This is a genomic window from Mesorhizobium sp. P2_B11 (assembly GCF_056404855.1).
In genome coordinates, this window is record NZ_JBFUDF010000005.1 from 233,113 (window position 1) to 254,291 (window position 21,179).

The following is a 21,179-nucleotide window of genomic DNA, read 5'->3' on the forward strand; positions in this document are numbered from 1 at the left end:
GATGCTCGACGTGTTCGAGCGCCTGGCGCTCGATGCCGGGCGCGAGGTGATGCGGGTCTTCAGGGATGGCTGCGCGGTCGACAAAAAGTCCGACTCCTCGCCGGTGACGGAAGCCGATCGCGAGAGCGAGACGATCATCCTGGCCGGCCTGCGCGCGGCTTATCCCGATATTCCCTGCGTGGCGGAGGAAGAGGTCGCCGCCGGCATCGTGCCGCCTGATCTCGATGGCGCCTTCTTCCTGATCGATCCGCTCGACGGCACCAAGGAATTCGTCAACCGCAGGACCGATTTCACCGTCAACATCGCACTTGTCCGGCATGGCGTGCCCGAAGTCGGCGTCGTCTTCGCGCCCTGCAGCGGACGCTTCTTCTCTGGACGGCCGGGCAGGGCCGAAGCAATCGACGTCGATAGCGACTTCCGCATCGTCGGCCGGCGGCGGATTTCGGTCAGGACGGCGGCGACGCCGCTCGCGGTCGTCGCCAGCCGCTCGCACAACACGCCGGAGACCGAAGCCTTTATCAGGGACCTCGGCGCCGCCGAGATCGTCTCGGTCGGCTCATCGCTGAAATTCTGCCTGCTCGCCGCCGCCGAAGCCGACATCTATCCGCGCTTCGGCCGCACCATGGAATGGGACACCGCGGCCGGTGACGCCGTGCTGCGCGCCGCCGGCGGCATGACGCGCACGCTGGACGGCGAGCCGCTCGCCTATGGCAAGCGCCAGCAGAGCCACGACGAGGATTTCGCCAACCCGCATTTTATTGCCAGCGGGAAGGCGGCGGAGGCGGCGTAAGAATTACGCCGCCGCTACATGCGCCGAGTTCGAGCCGATGTAATTGCGGATCGTCTCGATGATGTGGTCCTGGTCGGCTTCGCTGAGATAGGGGTGCATCGGCAGGCACAGGATCCGCGTCGGCAGCGCTTCCGAAACGGTCAGCCCGGTCGGCGTGCGCGGAAAGTTCTTGTAAGCGACCTGCTCGTGCAGCGGCTTCACATAGTAGATCACCGACGGGATCTTTTTTTCGGTCAGATGCGCCCGCAAGCCGTCGCGCTTCGGCGTCTCGATGGCATACTGCGCCCAGGCCGAGCGGCCGTGGCCCAGATTGCGCGACGCCTTGACGATGTCGCCCAGGCCCGCTGCGTAACGGTCTGCAACCACCTGGCGGGCGACCATCTCGTCTTCGAGGATGGCGAGCTTCTCGATCAGGATCGCCGCCTGGATCGTGTCGAGGCGTGAATTGATGCCGACGCGGACATTGTCGTATTGCGTTTCGCCCTTGCCGTGGAAAGCGAAGGAACGCAGCTGGTCGGCCAGCGCATCGTCATTGGTGAACATCGCGCCGCCATCGCCGTAGCAGCCCAGCGGCTTGGCCGGATAGAAGCTGGTCGAGCCGACATGGCCGAAGGCGCCGCACATCTTGCCATCGGCCGAGCCGCCGATCGACTGCGCCGCATCCTCGATCACCAGCAGGTTTTCGCGCTTGGCAATCGCCATGATCGCCTCGTAGTCGGCGGCAAGCCCGAACAAATCGACCGGAATGATCGCCTTCGGCTTCAGCCGGCCTTCCTTCTTGATCATGGCGATCGCCGCCTCGAGGCTGGCGATGTCGATGTTGTAGGTCTCGGCGTCGACATCGACGAACACCGGTTCGGCCTTGGCCAACGCCACCACTTCCGCCGTTGCGGCGAAGGTGAAGCTCGGCACGAACACCGCATCGCCCGGGCCGATGCCGGCGGCAAACAAGGGCAAAAGCAGCGCGTCGGTGCCGTTGGCGCAGGCCACGACATGCTTGGTGCCGATATAGGCGGCGAGCTTGCTTTCGAATTCGGTGACCTGCGGCCCGAGGATGTATCGGCCTTCCTCGACGACATTGTCGATCGCGGCCTTCAGCCGGTCGCGGATACGTTCGCGCTGCGCGCCAAGATCGATGAACTGCATGTCGGCCTCAAAACGGTAATGCGCGCGGTCCAAGGGACAACGATACGCGCAGAAACAACAACTTAACCGGCCCGCTGGTACCAGAGTTGGGCCGGTCGAGAAAGCCGGACGGGCCAACCGGCCAGTGGCCGAGGTGTCGCAGCCTGTTACCGCTGGTTTTTGCCGCACTGCAGCAAGATGCCGGAAATCCGGGCTTTCCAGGCCGTGACGTGGCTAATTTATCGCGTCTTTCCGGCTCGTGGAAACATAAAGTGATCGGTTCTCGTGGCGGCTTGCGGCCGGATAAAGCGTGGATCAGGCGATTTCATGCCGCCAGGGCGGATTGGCGCCGGCCCGCGACACCGTCACCGCCGCTGCCTTGGCGCCGAGCGCCAGCGCCTGGCGGATCGCGTCCTCGGAAAGGCCGCCGATGTCAGCCTTGGTGAGCAGGCCTTGCTCGTGCAGCGAGGCCAGAATGCCGGCATTGAACGTGTCGCCGGCCCCGACCGTGTCGACCACCTCAACCTTCTCAGGCATCACCGTGACCTTGTGGTCTTTGCTGTAGCCGACGGCGCCTTCGCTACCATGGGTGACGACGATCAGCTTCGGCCCGCGGTCCAGCCAGTTGCGGATGACGTCCTCATGCGAGCCGGCCTCACCGAACCAGTGCAAATCCTCATCCGACAGTTTTACGATGTCTGCCATTGCCATCATCGAGCGGATGCGCCTGAGATGCTTGGCCTTGTCGGGGATGAAGTTCGGCCGGATGTTGGGATCGAGCATCATGACGCGGCGCTGGTGCTCGCGCTTCATGAATTCCTCATAGGCGGCGCCCGCCGGGTCCGAGATCAGGCTGATGGCGCCAAACAGCATGGCCTCGATCTCGGCGCCGAGTTCCGGCAGGTCTTCGATCGTCAGCATGCGCCCGGCGGTGTTCTCGTCATAGAAAGTGTAGGTCGCCTGGCCATTGGTGAGCCGCACGAAGGCGAGCGTGGTGGGGCGAGGGGAGGTGTGCGCATAGGTGGAGCTGACCTTGCTTGCCCCCAGCGCCTCGCGGAACTGGCCGCCGAACAGATCCGACGATAGGCCGGAAAAGAAGCCGGCCGGCGCGCCGAGCCGGCCGAGCGCGATCGCCGTGTTGAACACCGCGCCGCCGACATAGGGCGCAAAGGCCGGCTCGCCCAGCGTCGTTGTGCGCGGCAGCATGTCGATCAAGGCTTCGCCGCAGCAGAGGATCATGTCTCAGGACTTTCCGGCGGATAGATCACGCCTTTACGGATGATGATGTTGGCGTAGAGCCTGGGTTCACCGGTCGCGACGATCGCATACGCCGACCGGACGCGTGCATAGAAGTCGGCGCCGGCCAGCGCAACCACCTTGCGGCCCGGCGCACGCTTGGTGCAGATCGCCTCGATCTCGCGGTGGACCGGATCGGCAACCGAGGGATCGCCCCTGACCGAGGCGCGAAACAGCGCTTCCGGCACGAAGTCGTCCACCGGCAACACGCTCAATATGGCGTCGAGCACCGGTATCAGCTGATGACCGTCGGCTCGCACCAGCCGGTTTGCCTGTTCTTCCGCCGGGTAGTTGCCATCGACGAGCGCGATCTCGTCGCCATGGCCCATGGCGCGCAAGGTCGCCAGAAGCTCCGGACCGAGCAGCGACGGAATACCGATCAGCATTCAGGTGCTCCTGGAAATCGTTGTCGAACCGATGAGGAAGCGTTCGGACAGCGGCAGGCTGGCGCCACCCAGCGCGCGGGCGTGGATGCCGACGGTGCCTTCGCGCACAACCGGCAGCTTCAGGCCTTCGCCGTCGATCGTGCCGATCGCCTGCCTGACGGCATCGACGAGGCGACGCCGCACCGCGAGCGGCATCCAGCCGTCGATCACCGCGGCCTCGAAGTCGATCACCGAGGACGCAGCGACGATGGCATAGGCAAGCGCCCGCGAGGCGTTGGCGATCCAGTCGTCCAAGTCGGCGCCGATGTCGCCCCATTCCTGCGGCGAGGTCCAGAGATAGGAGCCGTCGATGCCGCGCGCGCTGAGCGCCTTTTCCAGCATGGCGATCGAGGCGACGTCGATGAGCTGCGTCGGCTTGCCGTCCGGTCCCGGTACCGGCATCGAGCCCAGCGCTCCGGCATTGCCCGTCGGTCCACCAAAAAGCCGGCCGTTGAGCACGATGCCGCCGCCGGCAAAGGCGCCGATGTAGAAATAGACGAAGTCGCGCGCGCCGCCGGTCTGGCCGAACACCAATTCTGCGCCGCAGGCCGACGTCGCGTCGTTCTGCAGATAGACCGGGAATTCGCATTGCGCCTGGATGTCGGTGCGGATGTCGCGGTGGCGCCACTCATCCATGATGTCGCGCGGCGCACCGGCGGTGTCGGCCCAGTTCCACAGTTCGAACGGCATGGCGATGCCGAGCCCGGCAATGCGCCTGTCCTGCGCCGGTGTCAGTTCGGCGCGCATCGTCTTCATGCCCGATGTGACGAACTCCACCGTCTCGCGCGGCGCCGGATAGCGGTAGGAGTGCTGCAGCATGGAACGCACATGCCCAAGGAAATCGATCAGCACCAGTTCGGCGCTGCGGCGGCCGATTTTGAGCCCGATGAAGAAGGCGCCTTCGGGGTTCAGCGCCATCGGGATGGAAGGCTGCCCGATCTTGCCGCGCAATGGCGCCTGGCGCACCAGCAGGCTGTCTTCCTCCAGTTCGCGCATGATGACCGAGACCGTCTGCGCCGACAGACCGGTCATGCGCGCAATGTCTGATTTGGCTAGGCTGCCATGCTGGCGCACCAGAGACAGCACCAGCCGCTCATTGTGGTCGCGCATGCCGCTTTGATTGGTGCCACGGTGGAGACGACTGGCGGCCGCCTCGGGCGAACCGTGCCTCGCAATGCCGGTCTCCACCCTTGTTCCTTCCCTTGGTTTATTCTTACTGCTTTTGCGGCAGAATGAGTGAACCGTGCAATGCTGTCAATAATAAATAAGAGTGATTTAATTATTGACAGGTGCCCCCCACTGGTGTCATTTGAGGGCGCGTCCACACTGGGAGAATTTCAGTGGATGCGCTCGAGATGCCGGTTGGCGGCATCCGCATGGTTCCATGGGAGGAAGATCGTGACCAAAGCATTTTTGAACTCCACCGTGTTCGCCGCGGCGGGCCTCGGCCTGATGGCGTTTGCCTCTACGGCATCTGCCGCCGGCGTCGGCGCCTGCCTGATCACCAAGACCGACACCAACCCCTTCTTCGTCAAGATGAAGGAAGGCGCGACCGCCAAGGCCAAGGAACTTGGCGTCGACCTCAAGACCTATGCCGGCAAGATCGACGGTGACAGCGAAAGCCAGGTGGCGGCGATCGAAAGCTGCATCGCCGACGGCGCCAAGGGCATTCTGATCACCGCGTCCGACACCAAGGGCATTGTGCCGACGGTGAAGAAGGCGCGTGACGCCGGCCTGCTGGTGATCGCGCTCGACACCCCGCTTGACCCGATCGATGCCGCTGATGCGACCTTCGCGACGGACAATCTGGAAGCCGGCAAACTGATCGGCGCCTGGGCTGCCGCGACCCTCGGCGACAAGGCCAAGGACGCCAAGATCGGCTTCCTCGACCTGACGCCGTCGCAGCCGACCGTGGACGTGTTGCGCGACCAGGGCTTCATGATGGGCTTCGGCATCGATGTGAAGGATCCCAACAAGATCGGCGACGAGGACGACGCGCGCATCGTCGGCCATGACGTAACCAACGGCAACGAAGAGGGTGGCCGCAAGGCGATGGAGAACCTTCTGCAGAAGGACAACACCATCAACGTCATCCACACCATTAACGAGCCTGCCGCTGTCGGCGCCTACCAGGCGCTCAAGGCTGTCGGTCTCGAAAGCCAGGTGCTGATCGTCTCGGTTGACGGCGGCTGCCCCGGCGTGAAGTCGGTGACCGAAGGCGTCATCGGAGCTACCTCGCAGCAATATCCGCTGCAGATGGCGGCACTCGGCATCGAGGCGATCGCTGCTTTCGCCAAGGACGGCACCAAGCCGAAGCCGACCGAAGGCAAGAACTTCTTCGATACCGGCGTCAACCTGGTTACCGACAAGCCGGCAAACGGCGTGAAGTCGATCGACACCAAGGAAGGCCTCGCCAAGTGCTGGGGCTGATGGCTGTCTGACAGCAGCAAGAACCTGAGGCCGGGGGCTTGATCCCCGGCCGCTTCGGGTGGACGATGTGTCACTGTAAACGCGAATAATCCCGGCGGCAGACCGGACAGGCGCGAACGGGTTTCGGCATGGAGCTGAAGCCCAGGGGAGGAAACATGGCTCAGGCTCAGGAATTCGAAAAAGTTCTCTCGGGCAGTGACACAAGCGTTGCCGCCTTTGACGAGCACAAATCGGCCGTCAAGCGCATCCAGCATTTCCTGCACTCCACGCCGGCGGCGGTGCCGCTGATTGTGCTGGTCCTGTCGATCATCATTTTCGGCATCGCCATCGGCGGGCGTTTCTTTTCATCCTATACGCTGACGTTGATCCTGCAGCAGATCGCCATCGTCGGCATCCTCGGTGCCGCGCAGACGCTGGTCATCCTGACCGCGGGCATCGACCTGTCGATCGGCGTGATCATGGTGATTTCGGCCGTGATCATGGGCAATTGCGCGGTCAGCTACGGTATGCCGGCCGTGCTCGCGGTGCCCATCGGACTTGCCGCGGGCGCAGCCTGTGGCCTGCTCAACGGCCTGCTGGTCGCCTACATGAAGCTGCCGCCGTTCATCGTCACGCTCGGCACCTGGAACATCGTCATGGCGACGAATTTCATCTATTCGGCCAACGAGACGATCCGCGACACCGACGTCGACACCCAGGCGCCGCTGCTGCATCTGTTTGCCCTGAGCTTCAAGATCGGTACGGCGGTGCTGACGCTCGGCGTCATCGCCACGGTCGTGCTCGTTATGGTGCTTTGGTACGTGCTCAACCACACGGCATGGGGCCGCCATGTCTACGCCGTTGGCGATGATCAGGAAGCGGCGAAGCTTTCTGGCATCCAGACCAAGAAGGTGTTGATGACGGTCTACACCCTTGCCGGGTTGATCGCCGCTTTCGCGGCCTGGGTTTCCATCGGCCGCAACGGCTCGATCTCGCCGTCAGCCGCCGTCACCGACTACAATCTGCAGGCGATCACCGCGACGGTGATCGGCGGTATTTCACTGTTCGGCGGCCGCGGCTCGATCCTCGGCACGCTTTTCGGCGCGATGATCGTCGGTGTCGTCTCGATGGGACTCAACATGCTGGGCGCCGATCCGCAATGGAAGGTGCTTTTGACCGGTGTGCTGATCATCGGCGCCGTGGCCATCGACCAATGGATCAGAAAGGTTTCGGCATAATCATGACCCAGGAACCCATCCTCACCGCGCGCGGCCTGATCAAGCGCTATGGCCGCGTCACCGCCCTCGACAATGCCGATTTCGACCTCTACCCGGGCGAAATCCTGGCCGTCATCGGCGACAATGGCGCCGGCAAGTCATCGCTGATCAAGGCGATTTCCGGCGCCGCCGTGCCCGACGAGGGCGAGATCCGGCTTGAAGGCAAAGCCGTTTCCTTCAAGTCGCCGATGGAGGCGCGCGAAGCCGGCATCGAGACGGTCTACCAGAACCTGGCTTTGTCGCCGGCGCTCTCCATCGCCGACAACATGTTCCTCGGCCGCGAAATCCGCAAACCCGGCTTCCTCGGCGACTGGCTGCGCATGCTCGACCGGCCGGCGATGGAAAAGCGCGCCCGCGACAAGCTCACCGAACTTGGCCTGATGACCATCCAGAACATCAGCCAGGCGGTGGAAACGCTATCCGGCGGCCAGCGTCAGGGCGTGGCGGTGGCGCGAGCCGCCGCTTTCGGCAGCCGCGTGGTGATCATGGACGAGCCGACCGCAGCACTTGGCGTCAAGGAGAGCCGTCGCGTGCTTGAACTGATCCTCGACGTCAAGAAGCGCGGCCTGCCGATCGTGCTGATCTCGCACAACATGCCGCATGTCTTCGAAGTCGCCGACCGTATCCACATCCATCGGCTGGGACGTCGCCTCTGCGTCATCGATCCCAAGCAATATACGATGTCGGACGCCGTGGCTTTCATGACCGGAGCCAAGGTTCCGCCGGAAGCGGCGCTCGCGGCCTGATCCGCTCTGCGGATAAATTGCCGCAGGGGAACCGGCGGCTATTCGACCTAAATCGATTGAATGTATGTTGCAATGCACTAGGATGGGCTGGGACTGAGAGCGAAAGCCGGTATGATCGCAGCACGATCACGAGAGGCAGTATGACGCGAACAATGACAGCCAAAGCCCCTGTTCTCGAAATCCCCGATCCCAAGACGCTCGCCGACGAAGTCTTGCTTGCCCTCAAATACCGGGTCGGCAAGGGCACCAACGTCGCCACGCAATATGATTGGCTGACCGCCTCGATCAAGGTCGTGCGCGACCGCATCGTCGATCACTGGATGCAGGCGACGCAGGAGGCCTACGCCCAGCAGGAAAAGCGCGTCTATTACCTGTCGCTCGAATTCCTCATCGGCCGGCTGATGCGCGATGCCTTCTCCAATCTCGGCCTGATGGACAATATGCGCGAGGCGCTGAAGTCGCTCGGCGTCGACCTCGACCTCATCGCAGGGCTTGAGCCGGACGCCGCGCTCGGCAATGGCGGTCTCGGCCGGCTCGCCGCCTGCTTCATGGAAAGCATGGCCACCGTCGACATTCCCGCCCACGGCTACGGCATCCGCTACGCCAACGGCATGTTCCGCCAGGAGATCCATGACGGCTGGCAGGTCGAACTGCCCGAAACCTGGCTCGACCACGGCAACCCCTGGGAGTTCGAACGCCGCGAACGCGCCTTCGAGGTCGGTTTCGGCGGTTCGGTGGAATCGATCACCTCCAAGGACGGAAGGCTCGAACGCCATGTCTGGAAGCCGACCGAACATGTCCAGGCCGTCGCCTACGACACGCCGGTGGTCGGCTGGCGCGCCAACCGCGTCAACACGCTGCGGCTGTGGTCCGGCATGCCGATCGATCCGATCCTGCTCGACAAGTTCAACGCCGGCGACCACATCGGCGCGCTCGCCGAAAGCAACAAGGCCGATGCGCTGTCGCGCGTGCTTTACCCCGCCGATTCCCACAAGGCGGGGCAGGAACTCAGGCTCCGCCAGGAGTATTTCTTCTCCACCGCCTCGCTGCAGGACATCGTCCAGCGCCATCTCAGCCAATACGGCGATCTTGTCTCGCTGCCCGACAAGGCGGCGATCCATCTCAACGACACCCATCCGGCGATTGCCGTGCCGGAGCTGATGCGGCTGCTGATGGACATCCACGGCATGGATTTCGACCAGGCCTGGGACATCACCAAGCGCACTTTCGGCTACACCAACCACACGCTCTTACCCGAGGCGCTGGAAAGCTGGCCGGTGCCGCTGTTCGAGCGGCTTTTGCCGCGCCACATGCAGATCGTCTACGCCATCAACGCGCAGGTGCTGCTCGAAGCCCGCGCCACCAACCAGTTCTCGGGCGAGCAGATCAGCCGCATCTCGCTGATCCAGGAAGCCGGCGACCGCCGCGTACGCATGGGCAACCTCGCCTTTGTCGGCTCGCACTCGATCAACGGCGTGTCGGCGCTGCACACCGAGCTGATGAAGGAGACGGTGTTTGCCGACCTTCACAAGCTCTATCCCGACCGCATCAACAACAAGACCAACGGCATCACGCCGCGGCGCTGGCTGATCCAGTGCAATCCGGGGCTGACCGCGCTCACCCGCGAGGCGATCGGCGACCGCTTCCTCGACAATATCGAGGCCATCAAGGGGCTCGATGCCTTTGCCGACGACGCCGCCTTCCGCGACAAGTTCGCCGCCGTCAAGCGCGCCAACAAGGTCAAGCTCGCCAATCTCGTCGCGGAACGGCTCGGCATCAGGCTCGATCCGTCGGCGCTGTTCGACATCCAGGTCAAGCGCATCCACGAATACAAGCGCCAGCTGCTCAACATCTTGGAAGCCATCGCGCTTTATGACCAGATCCGCTCGCATCCCGAGCGGGACTGGATGCCGCGCGTGAAATTCTTCGGCGGCAAGGCGGCGCCCAGCTACCACAACGCCAAGCTGATCATCAAACTCGCCAACGACGTCGCCAAGGTCATCAACAGCGACCCGTCGGTGCGCGGCCTGCTGAAAGTGGTGTTCGTGCCGAACTACAATGTCAGCCTGGCCGAAGTGCTGATGCCGGCAGCCGACCTGTCCGAGCAAATCTCGACCGCCGGCATGGAAGCGTCGGGCACCGGCAACATGAAGTTCATGATGAACGGCGCCTTGACCATCGGCACGCTCGATGGCGCCAATGTCGAGATGAAGGAGCATGTCGGCGACGACAACATCTTCATCTTCGGCCTGACCACGGCCGAAGTCGCCGAGCGGCGCAACAATGGCTACAACCCGCGCGCCGTGATCGAAGGATCGCCGGAACTGGCGCAGGCTGTCGCCGCCGTCTCGTCGGGCGTGTTCTCGCCCGATCAGCCGGATCGCTACCGCGAGCTGATCGACGGTCTCTACAACACCGACTGGTTCATGGTTGCTGCAGATTTCGACGCCTATGCAGCTACCCAGCGCGATGTCGACGCCGTCTGGCGCAACAGTCCCGACTGGTACGCCCGCGCCATCCGCAACGTCGCCCGCGGCGGCTGGTTCTCTTCCGATCGCACGATCCGCCAATATGCGAAAGAAATCTGGAACGTACCCGCCTGATATGATTGCATGAGGCCACGAACAAAGGGTCTTATGCACAAGAACAAGAACTGGCTCCCCGGGAGGGAAATCGGCTGATGAGGAAACCGCGCGTGACCGCTGCGACAAGCGGGCCGGACGGGCTGGCGCCAGCCGGCGATGTCGCGGCGATTGTTGCCGGCACGCATGGCGATCCTTTTGCAATCCTGGGCGTGCATGAAGCCGGCAAGGGCTTCGTTGCCCGCTGCTTCGTGCCCAATGCCGAGTTCGTCACCGCCTATACGCTGACCGGCAAGGAGGTCGGCGAACTCTCACGCCGCGACGATGCCGGTTTCTTCGAGGGCAAGGTTTCGATCAAAAAACGCCAGGCGCTGCGTTATCACGCCAAAAATGCCGGCGGCGACTGGTGGCTGACCGATCCCTATTCCTTCGGCCCGGTGCTCGGCCCGATGGACGATTACTACATCGCGCAAGGGTCGCATCTCAGGCTGTTCGACAAGCTCGGCGCCCATCTCATCGACCATGAAGGCGCCTCGGGCGTGCATTTCGCCGTCTGGGCGCCCAATGCGCGACGCGTCTCCGTGGTCGGCGATTTCAACGAATGGGACGGCCGCCGGCACACGATGCGCGATCGCCGCGACACCGGCATCTGGGAGCTGTTCATCCCCGATATCGGCGCCGGCCGGCCCTACAAATACGAGATCATCGCCCCTGACGGCGTGCGCCTGCCGCTCAAGGCCGATCCGTTCGCCTTCAAATCCGAACTGCGCCCGGCCACCGCTTCGGTGACGGCGGTGCCGCCGGCGCATGAATGGGGCGACGAGGCGCACCGCAGCTACTGGCGCAAGGCCGATCCCCGGCGCGAAGCGATTTCGATCTACGAGGTCCATGCCGGTTCGTGGCAGCAGCACGATGACGGCAGCTTCCTGTCATGGGACGAACTCGCCGACCAGCTGATTCCCTATGCCGTCGAAACCGGCTTCACCCACATCGAATTCCTGCCGATCTCCGAACATCCCTATGACCCGTCATGGGGTTATCAGACAACCGGACTTTATGCCCCGTCGGCGCGCTTCGGCGACCCGGACGGCTTTGCCCGTTTCGTCGACGGTGCGCACCGCGCCGGCGTCGGCGTCATCCTCGACTGGGTGCCGGCGCATTTCCCGGTCGACGCGCATGGCCTGGCCAATTTCGACGGCACGGCACTCTATGAGCATGCCGATCCGCGCAAGGGTTTCCATCCCGACTGGAACACCGCGATCTACAATTTCGGCCGCCGCGAGGTGGTGTCGTTCCTGGTCAACAATGCGTTGTTCTGGGCCGAGAAATACCATGTCGACGGTTTGCGCGTCGATGCGGTGGCGTCGATGCTCTACCTCGATTATTCGCGCAAGGCCGGCGAATGGATCCCCAACGAGAAGGGCGGCCGCGAAAACCTCGAGGCGGTCTCCTTCCTGCAGAAGATGAACAAGGAGGTCTACGGCCATCATCCCGGCGTGATGACCATCGCCGAGGAATCGACCTCGTGGCCGAAGGTCTCGGCACCGGTGCATGAGGGCGGACTGGGCTTCGGCTTCAAGTGGAACATGGGCTTCATGCACGACACGCTGGAGTATTTCGCCAAGGAGCCGATCTTCCGCAAGCACCACCACAACGACCTGACCTTCGGCCTGACCTACGCCTTTTCAGAGAATTTCGTGCTGCCGCTGTCCCATGACGAGGTCGTGCACGGCAAGGGCACGCTGCTCGGCAAGATGGCCGGCGACGACTGGCAGAAGTTTGCGACGCTTCGCGCCTTTTACGCCTTCATGTGGGGTTATCCCGGCAAGAAGCTGTTGTTCATGGGCCAGGAGTTCGCCCAGCGCCGCGAGTGGAGCGAGGCGCGCGCGCTCGACTGGAACCTGCTCGATTTTCGCCCGCATCGCGGCGTCTGGCAGACGGTGCGCGACCTCAACTACCTCTACCGCTCGCGCCCGGCGCTGCATGCGCGCGACTGCGAGCCGGATGGCTTTTCCTGGCTGATCGTCGACGACAAGGAAAACTCCGTCTTCGCCTGGCTGCGCAGCGCGCCGGACGGCAATCCCATCGCCGTCATTTCCAACTTCACGCCGGTGCCGCGCGACAATTATCGCGTGCCGTTGCCCAAGGTCGGCAAATGGCGCGAAATCATCAACACCGACGCTTCGGACTATGGTGGTTCGGGCAAGGGCAATGGCGGCGTGGTCGAAGCCAGGGCGGAGGGAGGAGGCATTTCGGCAACAATGCTTTTGCCGCCGCTGTCGACGATCATGTTGGAACTCGTTGCGGACTAAGGCCGTCGACTGAGCGATGCTCCAGACTGGTAATTTGGGAGGGTAAAAAATGGCAGACTTGAAGAGAACCCAGCCGCTGGCGCGCGATGCCATGGCCTATGTGCTGGCCGGCGGCCGCGGCAGCCGGCTCAAGGAATTGACCGACCGGCGCGCCAAGCCCGCTGTCTATTTCGGCGGCAAGACGCGCATCATCGATTTCGCGCTGTCCAATGCGCTGAACTCCGGCATTCGCCGCCTCGGTGTCGCCACCCAGTACAAGGCGCATTCGCTGATCCGCCATCTGCAGCGCGGCTGGAACTTCCTGCGCCCGGAGCGAAACGAAAGCTTCGACATCCTGCCGGCCTCGCAGCGCGTCTCGGAAACCCAGTGGTATGAAGGCACGGCCGACGCCGTCTACCAGAACATCGACATCATCGAGGCCTATGGCCCGGAATACATGGTCATCCTGGCCGGCGACCACATCTACAAGATGGACTACGAGCTGATGCTGCGCCAGCACGTCGACGCCAATGCCGACGTCACCGTCGGCTGCCTCGAAGTGCCGCGCATGGAAGCGACGGGCTTCGGCGTCATGCATGTCGATGGCAAGGACAACATCATCGCCTTCGTCGAAAAGCCCGCCGATCCGCCCGGCATTCCCGACAAGCCGGAATTCGCGCTGGCCTCGATGGGCATCTATGTCTTCAAGACCAAGTTCCTGATGGAGCAGCTGCGCCGCGATGCCGCCGAGCCGGGCTCCAGCCGCGACTTCGGCAAGGACATCATCCCCTACATCGTCCAGCACGGTAAGGCGATCGCGCATCGCTTCGCCAAATCCTGCGTCCGCTCGACCGCTGAGAACGAGGCTTATTGGCGCGATGTGGGAACGGTCGACGCTTATTGGGAAGCCAATATCGACCTGACCGACATCACTCCCGAACTCGACCTCTACGACCGCGACTGGCCGATCTGGACCTACGCTGAATTGAAGCCGCCGGCAAAGTTCGTGCATGACGAGGACGGCCGCCGCGGCTCGGCCGTCTCCTCGCTGGTGTCGGGCGATTGCATCGTCTCGGGCGCTTCGCTGAAGCGCAGCCTGATCTTCACCGGCGCGCGCATCAACTCTTATTCGACGCTGGAAGAAGTCGTCATGCTGCCCGACGTCCATGTCGGCCGGAACGCAAAGTTGAAGCGCGTCGTCATCGACCACGGTGTAAGGATACCGGAAGGGCTGGTGGTGGGCGAAGACCCGGCTCTGGACGCCAAGCGTTTCCGCGTCTCGGAAAAGGGCATCTGCCTGGTCACGCAGGACATGATCGACAAACTGAAACTGTAGATCGGACCATAGAAGCATGCAGGTTCTGTCGGTCACGCCCGAAATCTTCCCGCTGATCAAGACCGGCGGACTTGCCGACGTGACCGGCGCATTGCCGATCGCACTTGCCGCCAAGGGCGTGACGATGCGCACGCTCATCCCCGGCTTTCCGCAGGTGATGGACGCCTTCAAGAAAAAGAAGGCCGTCTACCAGTACCCGCTGCTGCAGGGCGGCAAGGCTTCGGTCCATGCCGTGCAGATCGCCGGGCTCGATCTGTTCGTGCTCGACGCGCCGCATCTCTACGATCGCCCCGGTGGCCCCTACGGCAATGCGGCCGGTGCCGACTGGCCCGACAATTGGCGGCGTTTCGCGGCGTTGAGCCAGGTCGGCGGCGATATCGCCGGCGGCGCCATCTCAGGCTACCAGCCGGATCTGGTGCATGCCCATGACTGGCAGTCGGCGATGACGCTGGCCTATATGCGCTACGGCAAGGCGGTCGGCGTGCCGTCGCTGATCACCGTGCACAACCTTGCCTTCCAGGGCCAGTTCGGCGCCGGCATCTTTGGTGAGCTCGGCCTGCCGGCGGTGGCGATGGCGCTCGACGGTGTCGAGTATTATGGCGGCGTCGGCTTCCTCAAGGCCGGCCTGCAGGCTGCATGGGCGATCACCACGGTCAGCCCCACCTATGCGCAGGAGATCCGCTCGCCGGAATTCGGCATGGGCCTCGACGGCCTGATCAACATGCGATCTTCGGACCTCTACGGCATCGTCAACGGCATCGACGTCGACATCTGGAACCCCGAGACCGACAAGCATCTGGTGTCGGCCTATTCCGCGCAGACGCTCAAGGCTCGTCTTCCCAACCGGGCCGTTGTCGAGGACCGTTTCAATCTGGAGCATGATGACAGCCCGATCGTCTGCGTCATCAGCCGGCTGACCTGGCAAAAGGGCATGGACATACTGGCGGCGGTCGTCGACGGCGTCGTCGCCACCGGCGCGCGGCTGGCGATCCTCGGCTCCGGCGATGCCGGGCTGGAAGGCGCGCTGCTCGCGGCCGCCGCCCGCCATCGCGGCCGCGTCGGCGTTGTCGTCGGTTACGACGAGGGCCTGTCCCACATCATGCAGGGCGGCTGCGACGCCATCGTCATCCCGTCGCGCTTCGAGCCCTGCGGGCTGACCCAGCTCTACGGTCTGCGCTATGGCTGCGTGCCGGTCGTCGCCCGCACCGGCGGCCTTGCCGACACCATCATCGATGCCAACGAAGCCGCGATCTCGGCAGGTGTGGCCACCGGCTTCCAGTTTGCGCCCAACAATGGCGGCGCGATGCTGCACGCCATCCGCCGGCTGGTCGATGCGCATTCAAGTCCCGCCGTCTGGGAACAGATCCAGCGCCAGGGCATGAAGGCTGATGTCTCCTGGGACAAGAGCGCCGACAAATACGTTGAACTCTACCGCCTGTTGCTTTCGAAAAGGGTTGCCTGAAGCATGATCCGGACCGTCGCCACCAAACCCTATCTTGACCAGAAGCCCGGCACGTCCGGCCTGCGCAAGAAGGTACCCGTCTTCCAGCAGGAGCACTATGCCGAGAACTTCATCCAGTCGATCTTCGATGCGCTGGACGGCTTCAAGGGCAAGACGCTGGTGATCGGCGGCGACGGCCGCTTCTACAACCGCGAGGTCATTCAGAAAGCCATCGCCATGGCTGCGGCCAACGGCTTCGGCAAGGTGATGGTCGGGCAGGGCGGCATATTGTCGACGCCGGCCGCCTCGCATGTCATCCGCAAATACAAGACCTTCGGTGGCATCATCCTGTCGGCCAGCCACAATCCGGGCGGCCCGCATGAGGATTTCGGCATCAAGTACAATGCCGGCAATGGCGGCCCGGCGCCGGAAAAGCTGACCGACGCGATCTTCGAAAAGACCAAGACGATTTCGAGCTTCAAGACCGCCGATGTCGCTGCGATCGACATCGACAAGATCGGCACTGTCGAGGCCGGCGGCATGGCGGTCGAGGTGATCGATCCGGTCACCGACTATGCCGAACTGATGGAAAGCCTGTTCGACTTCGACGCCATCCGCGCCAACTTCAAATACGGCTTTCGCATGCGCTTCGACGCCATGCATGCGGTCACCGGTCCCTATGCCAAGGAGATCCTCGAGCGTCGGCTTGGCGCGGAGAACGGCACTTGCCGCAACTACAAGCCGCTGCCGGATTTCGGCGGCCATCACCCGGACCCCAATCTTGTCCACGCCAAGCATCTCTATGACGAGATGATGGGCCCGGACGCGCCGGATTTCGGCGCCGCTTCCGACGGCGACGGCGACCGCAACCTGATCATCGGCAAGGGCATCTTCGTCACCCCGTCGGATTCGGTGGCGATGCTTGCCGCCAACGCGCAGCTGGCGCCGGGCTACAAGGATGGTCTCAAAGGCATCGCCCGCTCGATGCCGACCAGTGGCGCTGCCGACCGCGTCGCCGAAAAGCTCGGCATCGGCATCTACGAAACGCCCACCGGCTGGAAGTTCTTCGGCAATCTGCTCGATGCCGGCATGGCGACGATCTGCGGCGAGGAAAGTGCCGGCACCGGCTCCAACCATGTCCGCGAAAAGGACGGGTTGTGGGCGGTGCTGTTGTGGCTGAACATTTTGGCGGTGCGCGGCGAAAGCGCCAAGCAGGTGGTCACCGAACACTGGGCGACCTATGGCCGCAACTATTATTCGCGTCACGACTATGAAGAGGTCGAGACCGAACGCGCCAACGCCCTGGTCGATGAGTTGCGCGCCAAGCTTGGCTCGCTGCCCGGCACCAGCGTGCGCGGCATGAAGATCGCCAGTGCCGACGACTTCGCTTATCACGACCCAGTCGACGGTTCGGTGAGCAAGAACCAGGGCATCCGTATCCTGTTCGAAGGCGGCTCGCGCGTCGTCTTCCGCCTCTCCGGCACCGGCACTTCCGGAGCGACGCTGCGCGTCTACATCGAGCGCTACGAGCCGGACAGAGCGAGGCACGATCTCGACACGCAAGAGGCGCTCGCCGATCTGATTGCGGCCGCTGATGATATTGCCGGGATCAAGAGCCACACCGGCCGCAACAAGCCGAGCGTGATTACTTGAGGGTGGTGGCTGCTTTACCCTCCCCCTTGTGGGGAGGGTCGATCCGCGTAGCGGATCGGGGTGGGGGTGCTCGTAAAGCGCTTTCGTCGCGCCGACCCCCACCCCGCTCACTTCGTTCGCGACCCTCCCCACAAGGGGGAGGGTGGAAGGCGCCAGCATGACCACACTCGGCGCCACCATCACTCGCGATGGCATCCGCTTCACCGCCTGGTCGTCATCCGCACGGCGCGTTTGGGTCTCGATCTTCGACGACACCGGTGCACGTGAAATCGACCGGCTTGAGCTCCTGCCCGAAGGCGAGGGCGTCTACGCGCTGTTCGCCGCCGGCCTCGCGGCCGGCACCCGCTACGGCTTTCGCGCCGATGGCGACTACGCGCCCGAGCGCGGCCTGTGGTTCGATCCAGAGAAACTGCTGACCGATCCCTATGCAATCGAGATCGACCGGCCCTATGTCCACCACTGGCGGCTTGCGGCGCGGCGCAATGAAGGCGCCGATACCGCGTCGCTGATGCCCAAGACCGTCGCCCGCGCGCTACCCAAGCCGCTGCCGTCCAAGCCGCCGCTGTTTGCGCCCGGCGGTCTGATCTACGAGCTCAACGTCCGCTCCTTCACCAGGCTGCATCCGGATGTGCCGGAAGCACAACGCGGCACCATTGCAGCGCTCGCCCATCCAGCCATCGGCGAACACCTCAAGAAGATCGGCGTCTCCGCCGTCGAGCTGATGCCCATCACCGCTTCGATCGACGAGCGCCATCTGCCGCCGCTTGGCTTGAGCAATGCCTGGGGCTACAACCCTGTCACCTTCATGGCGCTCGATCCGCGCCTGGCGCCGGGCGGCCTCGCCGAATTGCGCGACACGGTAGCTGCGCTGCGCAAGGCCGGCATCGGCACCATCCTCGATCTCGTCTTCAACCACACCGGTGAGAGCGATCGGCTGGGCCCGACGCTGTCGCTGCGTGGCCTCGATGCCAACGCCTATTACCGGCACGAGGCGGGTGGCAGGCTGGCCAACGATACCGGCACCGGCAACACCGTCGCCTGTGATCATCCTGTTGTTCAGGAGATGGTGCTCGACACACTTCGCCATTTCGTTGCCCAAGCCGGCGTCGATGGTTTCCGCTTCGACCTGGCGCCGGTTCTCGGTCGCGTCGATGGCGCGTTCGATCCCGCGGCGCCACTGCTCGGGGCCATCGCAACCGATCCGATCCTCGCCGACAGGGTGCTGATCGCCGAGCCCTGGGACATCGGCCCGAACGGCTACCAGCTCGGCAATTTCCACCCGCCATATCTCGAATGGAACGACCGTTACCGCGACGACGTCAGGCGCTTCTGGCGTGGCGATGCAGGCACGGTCGGTGCGTTGGCGACGCGGCTCGCCGGTTCGTCGGATGTGTTCGGCAGGGAGGGTCAACCGGCCAGCCGCACGGTCAATTTCATCGCCGCGCATGACGGCATGACGCTGGCCGATATCGTCGCCTATGAAGCCAAGCACAACCAGGCCAATGGCGAGAAGAACCGCGATGGCCACAATGAGAACCTGTCCTGGAACAATGGCGTCGAGGGCGAGACCTCAGACAAGGCGATTGCCGAGGCCCGTTCCGGTGATCGCCGGGCGCTGCTCGCCACCTTGTTTGCCTCGCGCGGCACGATCATGCTGACGGCGGGCGACGAATTCGGCCGCACGCAAAAGGGCAACAACAATGCCTATGCCCAGGACAATGCCATCACCTGGCTCGACTGGGCGGGGCGCGACCTCGCACTGGAAGCCCATGTGTCGGCGCTCGCGGCACTGCGCCGCGCAATGCCGGCGCTCGGCGATCCACGCTTCCTGACCGGAGAGCCGCAAGGCGGTTCGGACGTGCCCGATGTCGCCTGGCTGACCGAGACCGGGGCGCAGCTCAGTGAGGCCGACTGGAACGATGCCGCGCGCCATCGCCTCGTCATGCTGCTCGCCGACAGCGGGGACGGGCGCCTCGCCGTTATCGTCAATGGCGACCGTCGCCAATGCGTCTTCACGCTGCCCGTGCGGGAAGGGTTCCAATGGCAGCCGGCGATCGAAATGCAGGCGATCGACCTTGCGCGCCCGCTGCCTGGCCGTAGCGTGAATTTCATGATCGAGCGCCGGACCGCAAAGGGCCGCGCCAGGAAGGGTTCGTGATGGCCGACGACAATGCCCAGCCGGGACCCGAACAGAGCCCCGACTGGTGGCGCGGTTGCGTCATCTACCAGATCTATCCGCGCTCCTTCCAGGACACGACCGGCGACGGCAGCGGCGACCTCTCAGGCATCACGTCGCGGCTGGCGCACGTCGCCTCGCTCGGCGTCGACGCTGTCTGGCTGTCGCCGTTCTTCAAGTCGCCGATGGCCGACATGGGCTACGACGTCTCCGACTATCAGGCTGTCGATCCGATGTTCGGCACCTTGGAGGATTTCGACGCGCTGGTGGCCGAGGCGCACCGGCTCGGCCTGAAGGTGATCATCGACCAGGTTCTGTCGCACTCCTCCGACAAGCACGAATGGTTCGTTGAAAGTCGTGCCAGCAGGGACAATGACAAAGCCGACTGGTACGTCTGGGCCGACACCAAACCCGATGGCAACGCGCCCAACAACTGGCTGTCGGTTTTCGGCGGCCCGGCCTGGGAGTGGGATGCCACCCGCCGACAGTACTACATGCACAATTTCCTGGCCTCGCAGCCGGACCTCAACTTCCACAATCCGGAGGTCCAGGACGCGCTGCTGGAGACGGTGCGGTTCTGGCTCGAGCGCGGCGTCGACGGCTTCCGTCTCGACACGGTCAACTACTATGTCCATGACCGCTGGCTGCGCAGCAATCCGCCTTTGGCGTCGAGCGTTGCCGGTACCAATGGCGAAACCAACACCTATCTTTTCCAGGAACATCTGTTCGACAAGACCCAACCGGAAAACCTCGATTTCCTCAGGCGCTTTCGCGCGCTGCTCGACGAGTATGGCGGCCGCGCCAGCGTCGGTGAGGTCGGCGACGAAGCCCGCTCGCTGCAGACGCTCGCCGCCTACACCTCCGGCGGCGACAAGCTCAATATGTGCTACACGTTCGATCTGCTTGGGTCGCAATTCTCGCCTGCCCATGTGCGCGGCTGCGTCGAGGCCTTCGAGGCAGCGGTTGCCGACGGCTGGGTCTGCTGGGCGTTCTCCAACCACGATGTCGTGCGCCATGTCAGTCGCTGGACTCGGGCCGACGGCGATCCAAATGCGGTGGCAAAATTCTCGATTGCCCTTCTCTCATGCCTGCGCGGATCGATCTGCCTCTACCAGGGCGAGGAACTCGGGCTGCAGGAAGCGGAACTGACCTTCGAGGACCTGCGCGATCCCGTCGGCATTCGCTTCTGGCCGACGGTTAAGGGCAGGGACGGCTGCCGCACGCCGATGGTCTGGGAGGCGGGCGCCGACAATGCCGGTTTTTCCTACGGAAAACCCTGGCTGCCGGTGCCGGCAAGCCACCGCGCCCAGGCGGCCGACATCCAGGATGGCGACGAAAATTCCGTGCTCGCCGGCTACCGGACGATGCTGTCCCTGCGCAAGGCGCATCCGGCCCTGGTCAACGGGTCGATCCGCTTTCTCGATACCGACGGCGATGCCCTTGCCTTCATCAGGCAGGGCGAGGGCGAGACATTGCTCTGTGTCTTCAATTTCGGCGACGAGCCGGCCGACTGGCCACTGCCGCCGGATTTTGGGCCCTTCGTCGCGATCGCTCCAGGTGGCGACACGGTCCTGCAGGAGAAGGGGCTGTCGCTACCGGCGCTGGGCTGGTTTGTCGGACGAGCCGGCTAAC

The 21,179-nt window shown here is 63.9% G+C and carries 15 protein-coding genes; 11 read left to right on the forward strand and 4 right to left on the reverse strand.

What is annotated here, in order from left to right:
* Window position 1 precedes the first annotated feature (1 nt).
* On the forward strand, window positions 2–790 hold the full coding sequence (gene cysQ, locus AC1DYJ_RS17810; RefSeq protein ID WP_477285923.1) for a 3'(2'),5'-bisphosphate nucleotidase CysQ: 789 nt from the start codon (window positions 2–4) through the stop codon (window positions 788–790).
* Window positions 791–793: 3 nt separating this feature from the next.
* Here the strand turns inward: cysQ and AC1DYJ_RS17815 are convergent, their stop codons facing one another.
* The 4 genes from AC1DYJ_RS17815 to AC1DYJ_RS17830 all read right to left on the reverse strand — a co-directional run bounded on the left by AC1DYJ_RS17815 (window position 794) and on the right by AC1DYJ_RS17830 (window position 4,824).
* Complete coding sequence (locus AC1DYJ_RS17815) at window positions 794–1,936, reverse strand: DegT/DnrJ/EryC1/StrS family aminotransferase (protein WP_477285638.1); 1,143 nt, start codon at window positions 1,934–1,936, stop codon at window positions 794–796.
* 294 nt (window positions 1,937–2,230) lie between these two features.
* Entirely contained in the window at window positions 2,231–3,154 is a 924-nt protein-coding gene (locus AC1DYJ_RS17820) for a carbohydrate kinase family protein (protein WP_477285640.1), read from the reverse strand.
* On the reverse strand, window positions 3,151–3,597 hold the full coding sequence (locus AC1DYJ_RS17825) for an RbsD/FucU family protein (protein ID WP_477285642.1): 447 nt from the start codon (window positions 3,595–3,597) through the stop codon (window positions 3,151–3,153). The genes AC1DYJ_RS17820 and AC1DYJ_RS17825 overlap by 4 nt, the downstream gene beginning before the upstream one ends.
* Window positions 3,598–4,824 (reverse strand): ROK family transcriptional regulator, encoded by a 1,227-nt coding sequence (locus tag AC1DYJ_RS17830; RefSeq protein ID WP_477285644.1) that lies wholly within the window; start codon window positions 4,822–4,824, stop codon window positions 3,598–3,600.
* 264 nt (window positions 4,825–5,088) lie between these two features.
* On the opposite strand from AC1DYJ_RS17830, the gene AC1DYJ_RS17835 reads away from it, so the two are divergent.
* The 10 genes from AC1DYJ_RS17835 (at window position 5,089) to bglA (ending at window position 21,178) form a co-directional block, all read left to right on the forward strand.
* Window positions 5,089–6,066: a sugar ABC transporter substrate-binding protein gene (locus AC1DYJ_RS17835; RefSeq protein WP_112564261.1), complete on the forward strand. Its 978-nt coding sequence runs from the start codon at window positions 5,089–5,091 to the stop codon at window positions 6,064–6,066.
* 155 nt (window positions 6,067–6,221) lie between these two features.
* Complete coding sequence (locus AC1DYJ_RS17840; RefSeq protein ID WP_477285646.1) at window positions 6,222–7,283, forward strand: ABC transporter permease; 1,062 nt, start codon at window positions 6,222–6,224, stop codon at window positions 7,281–7,283.
* A gap of 2 nt (window positions 7,284–7,285) precedes the next feature.
* Window positions 7,286–8,068 (forward strand): ATP-binding cassette domain-containing protein, encoded by a 783-nt coding sequence (locus tag AC1DYJ_RS17845; RefSeq protein WP_477285648.1) that lies wholly within the window; start codon window positions 7,286–7,288, stop codon window positions 8,066–8,068.
* A gap of 140 nt (window positions 8,069–8,208) precedes the next feature.
* Window positions 8,209–10,671: a glycogen/starch/alpha-glucan phosphorylase gene (locus tag AC1DYJ_RS17850; RefSeq protein ID WP_477285650.1), complete on the forward strand. Its 2,463-nt coding sequence runs from the start codon at window positions 8,209–8,211 to the stop codon at window positions 10,669–10,671.
* Window positions 10,672–10,748: 77 nt separating this feature from the next.
* Complete coding sequence (gene glgB / locus AC1DYJ_RS17855; RefSeq protein WP_477285652.1) at window positions 10,749–12,962, forward strand: 1,4-alpha-glucan branching protein GlgB; 2,214 nt, start codon at window positions 10,749–10,751, stop codon at window positions 12,960–12,962.
* Window positions 12,963–13,011: 49 nt separating this feature from the next.
* On the forward strand, window positions 13,012–14,277 hold the full coding sequence (glgC, locus tag AC1DYJ_RS17860; protein ID WP_112564064.1) for a glucose-1-phosphate adenylyltransferase: 1,266 nt from the start codon (window positions 13,012–13,014) through the stop codon (window positions 14,275–14,277).
* A 16-nt stretch (window positions 14,278–14,293) separates the two neighbouring features.
* Window positions 14,294–15,739 (forward strand): glycogen synthase GlgA, encoded by a 1,446-nt coding sequence (gene glgA, locus AC1DYJ_RS17865; RefSeq protein WP_477285654.1) that lies wholly within the window; start codon window positions 14,294–14,296, stop codon window positions 15,737–15,739.
* Between the two features lie 3 nt (window positions 15,740–15,742).
* Window positions 15,743–17,371 (forward strand): alpha-D-glucose phosphate-specific phosphoglucomutase, encoded by a 1,629-nt coding sequence (locus AC1DYJ_RS17870; RefSeq protein ID WP_477285656.1) that lies wholly within the window; start codon window positions 15,743–15,745, stop codon window positions 17,369–17,371.
* 157 nt (window positions 17,372–17,528) lie between these two features.
* Window positions 17,529–19,529 (forward strand): glycogen debranching protein GlgX, encoded by a 2,001-nt coding sequence (gene glgX, locus AC1DYJ_RS17875; protein ID WP_477285658.1) that lies wholly within the window; start codon window positions 17,529–17,531, stop codon window positions 19,527–19,529.
* Window positions 19,529–21,178, forward strand: a complete 1,650-nt coding sequence (gene bglA, locus AC1DYJ_RS17880) for a beta-galactosidase BglA (protein ID WP_477285660.1) — start codon at window positions 19,529–19,531, stop codon at window positions 21,176–21,178. The genes glgX and bglA overlap by 1 nt, the downstream gene beginning before the upstream one ends.
* Window position 21,179: the final 1 nt, after the last annotated feature.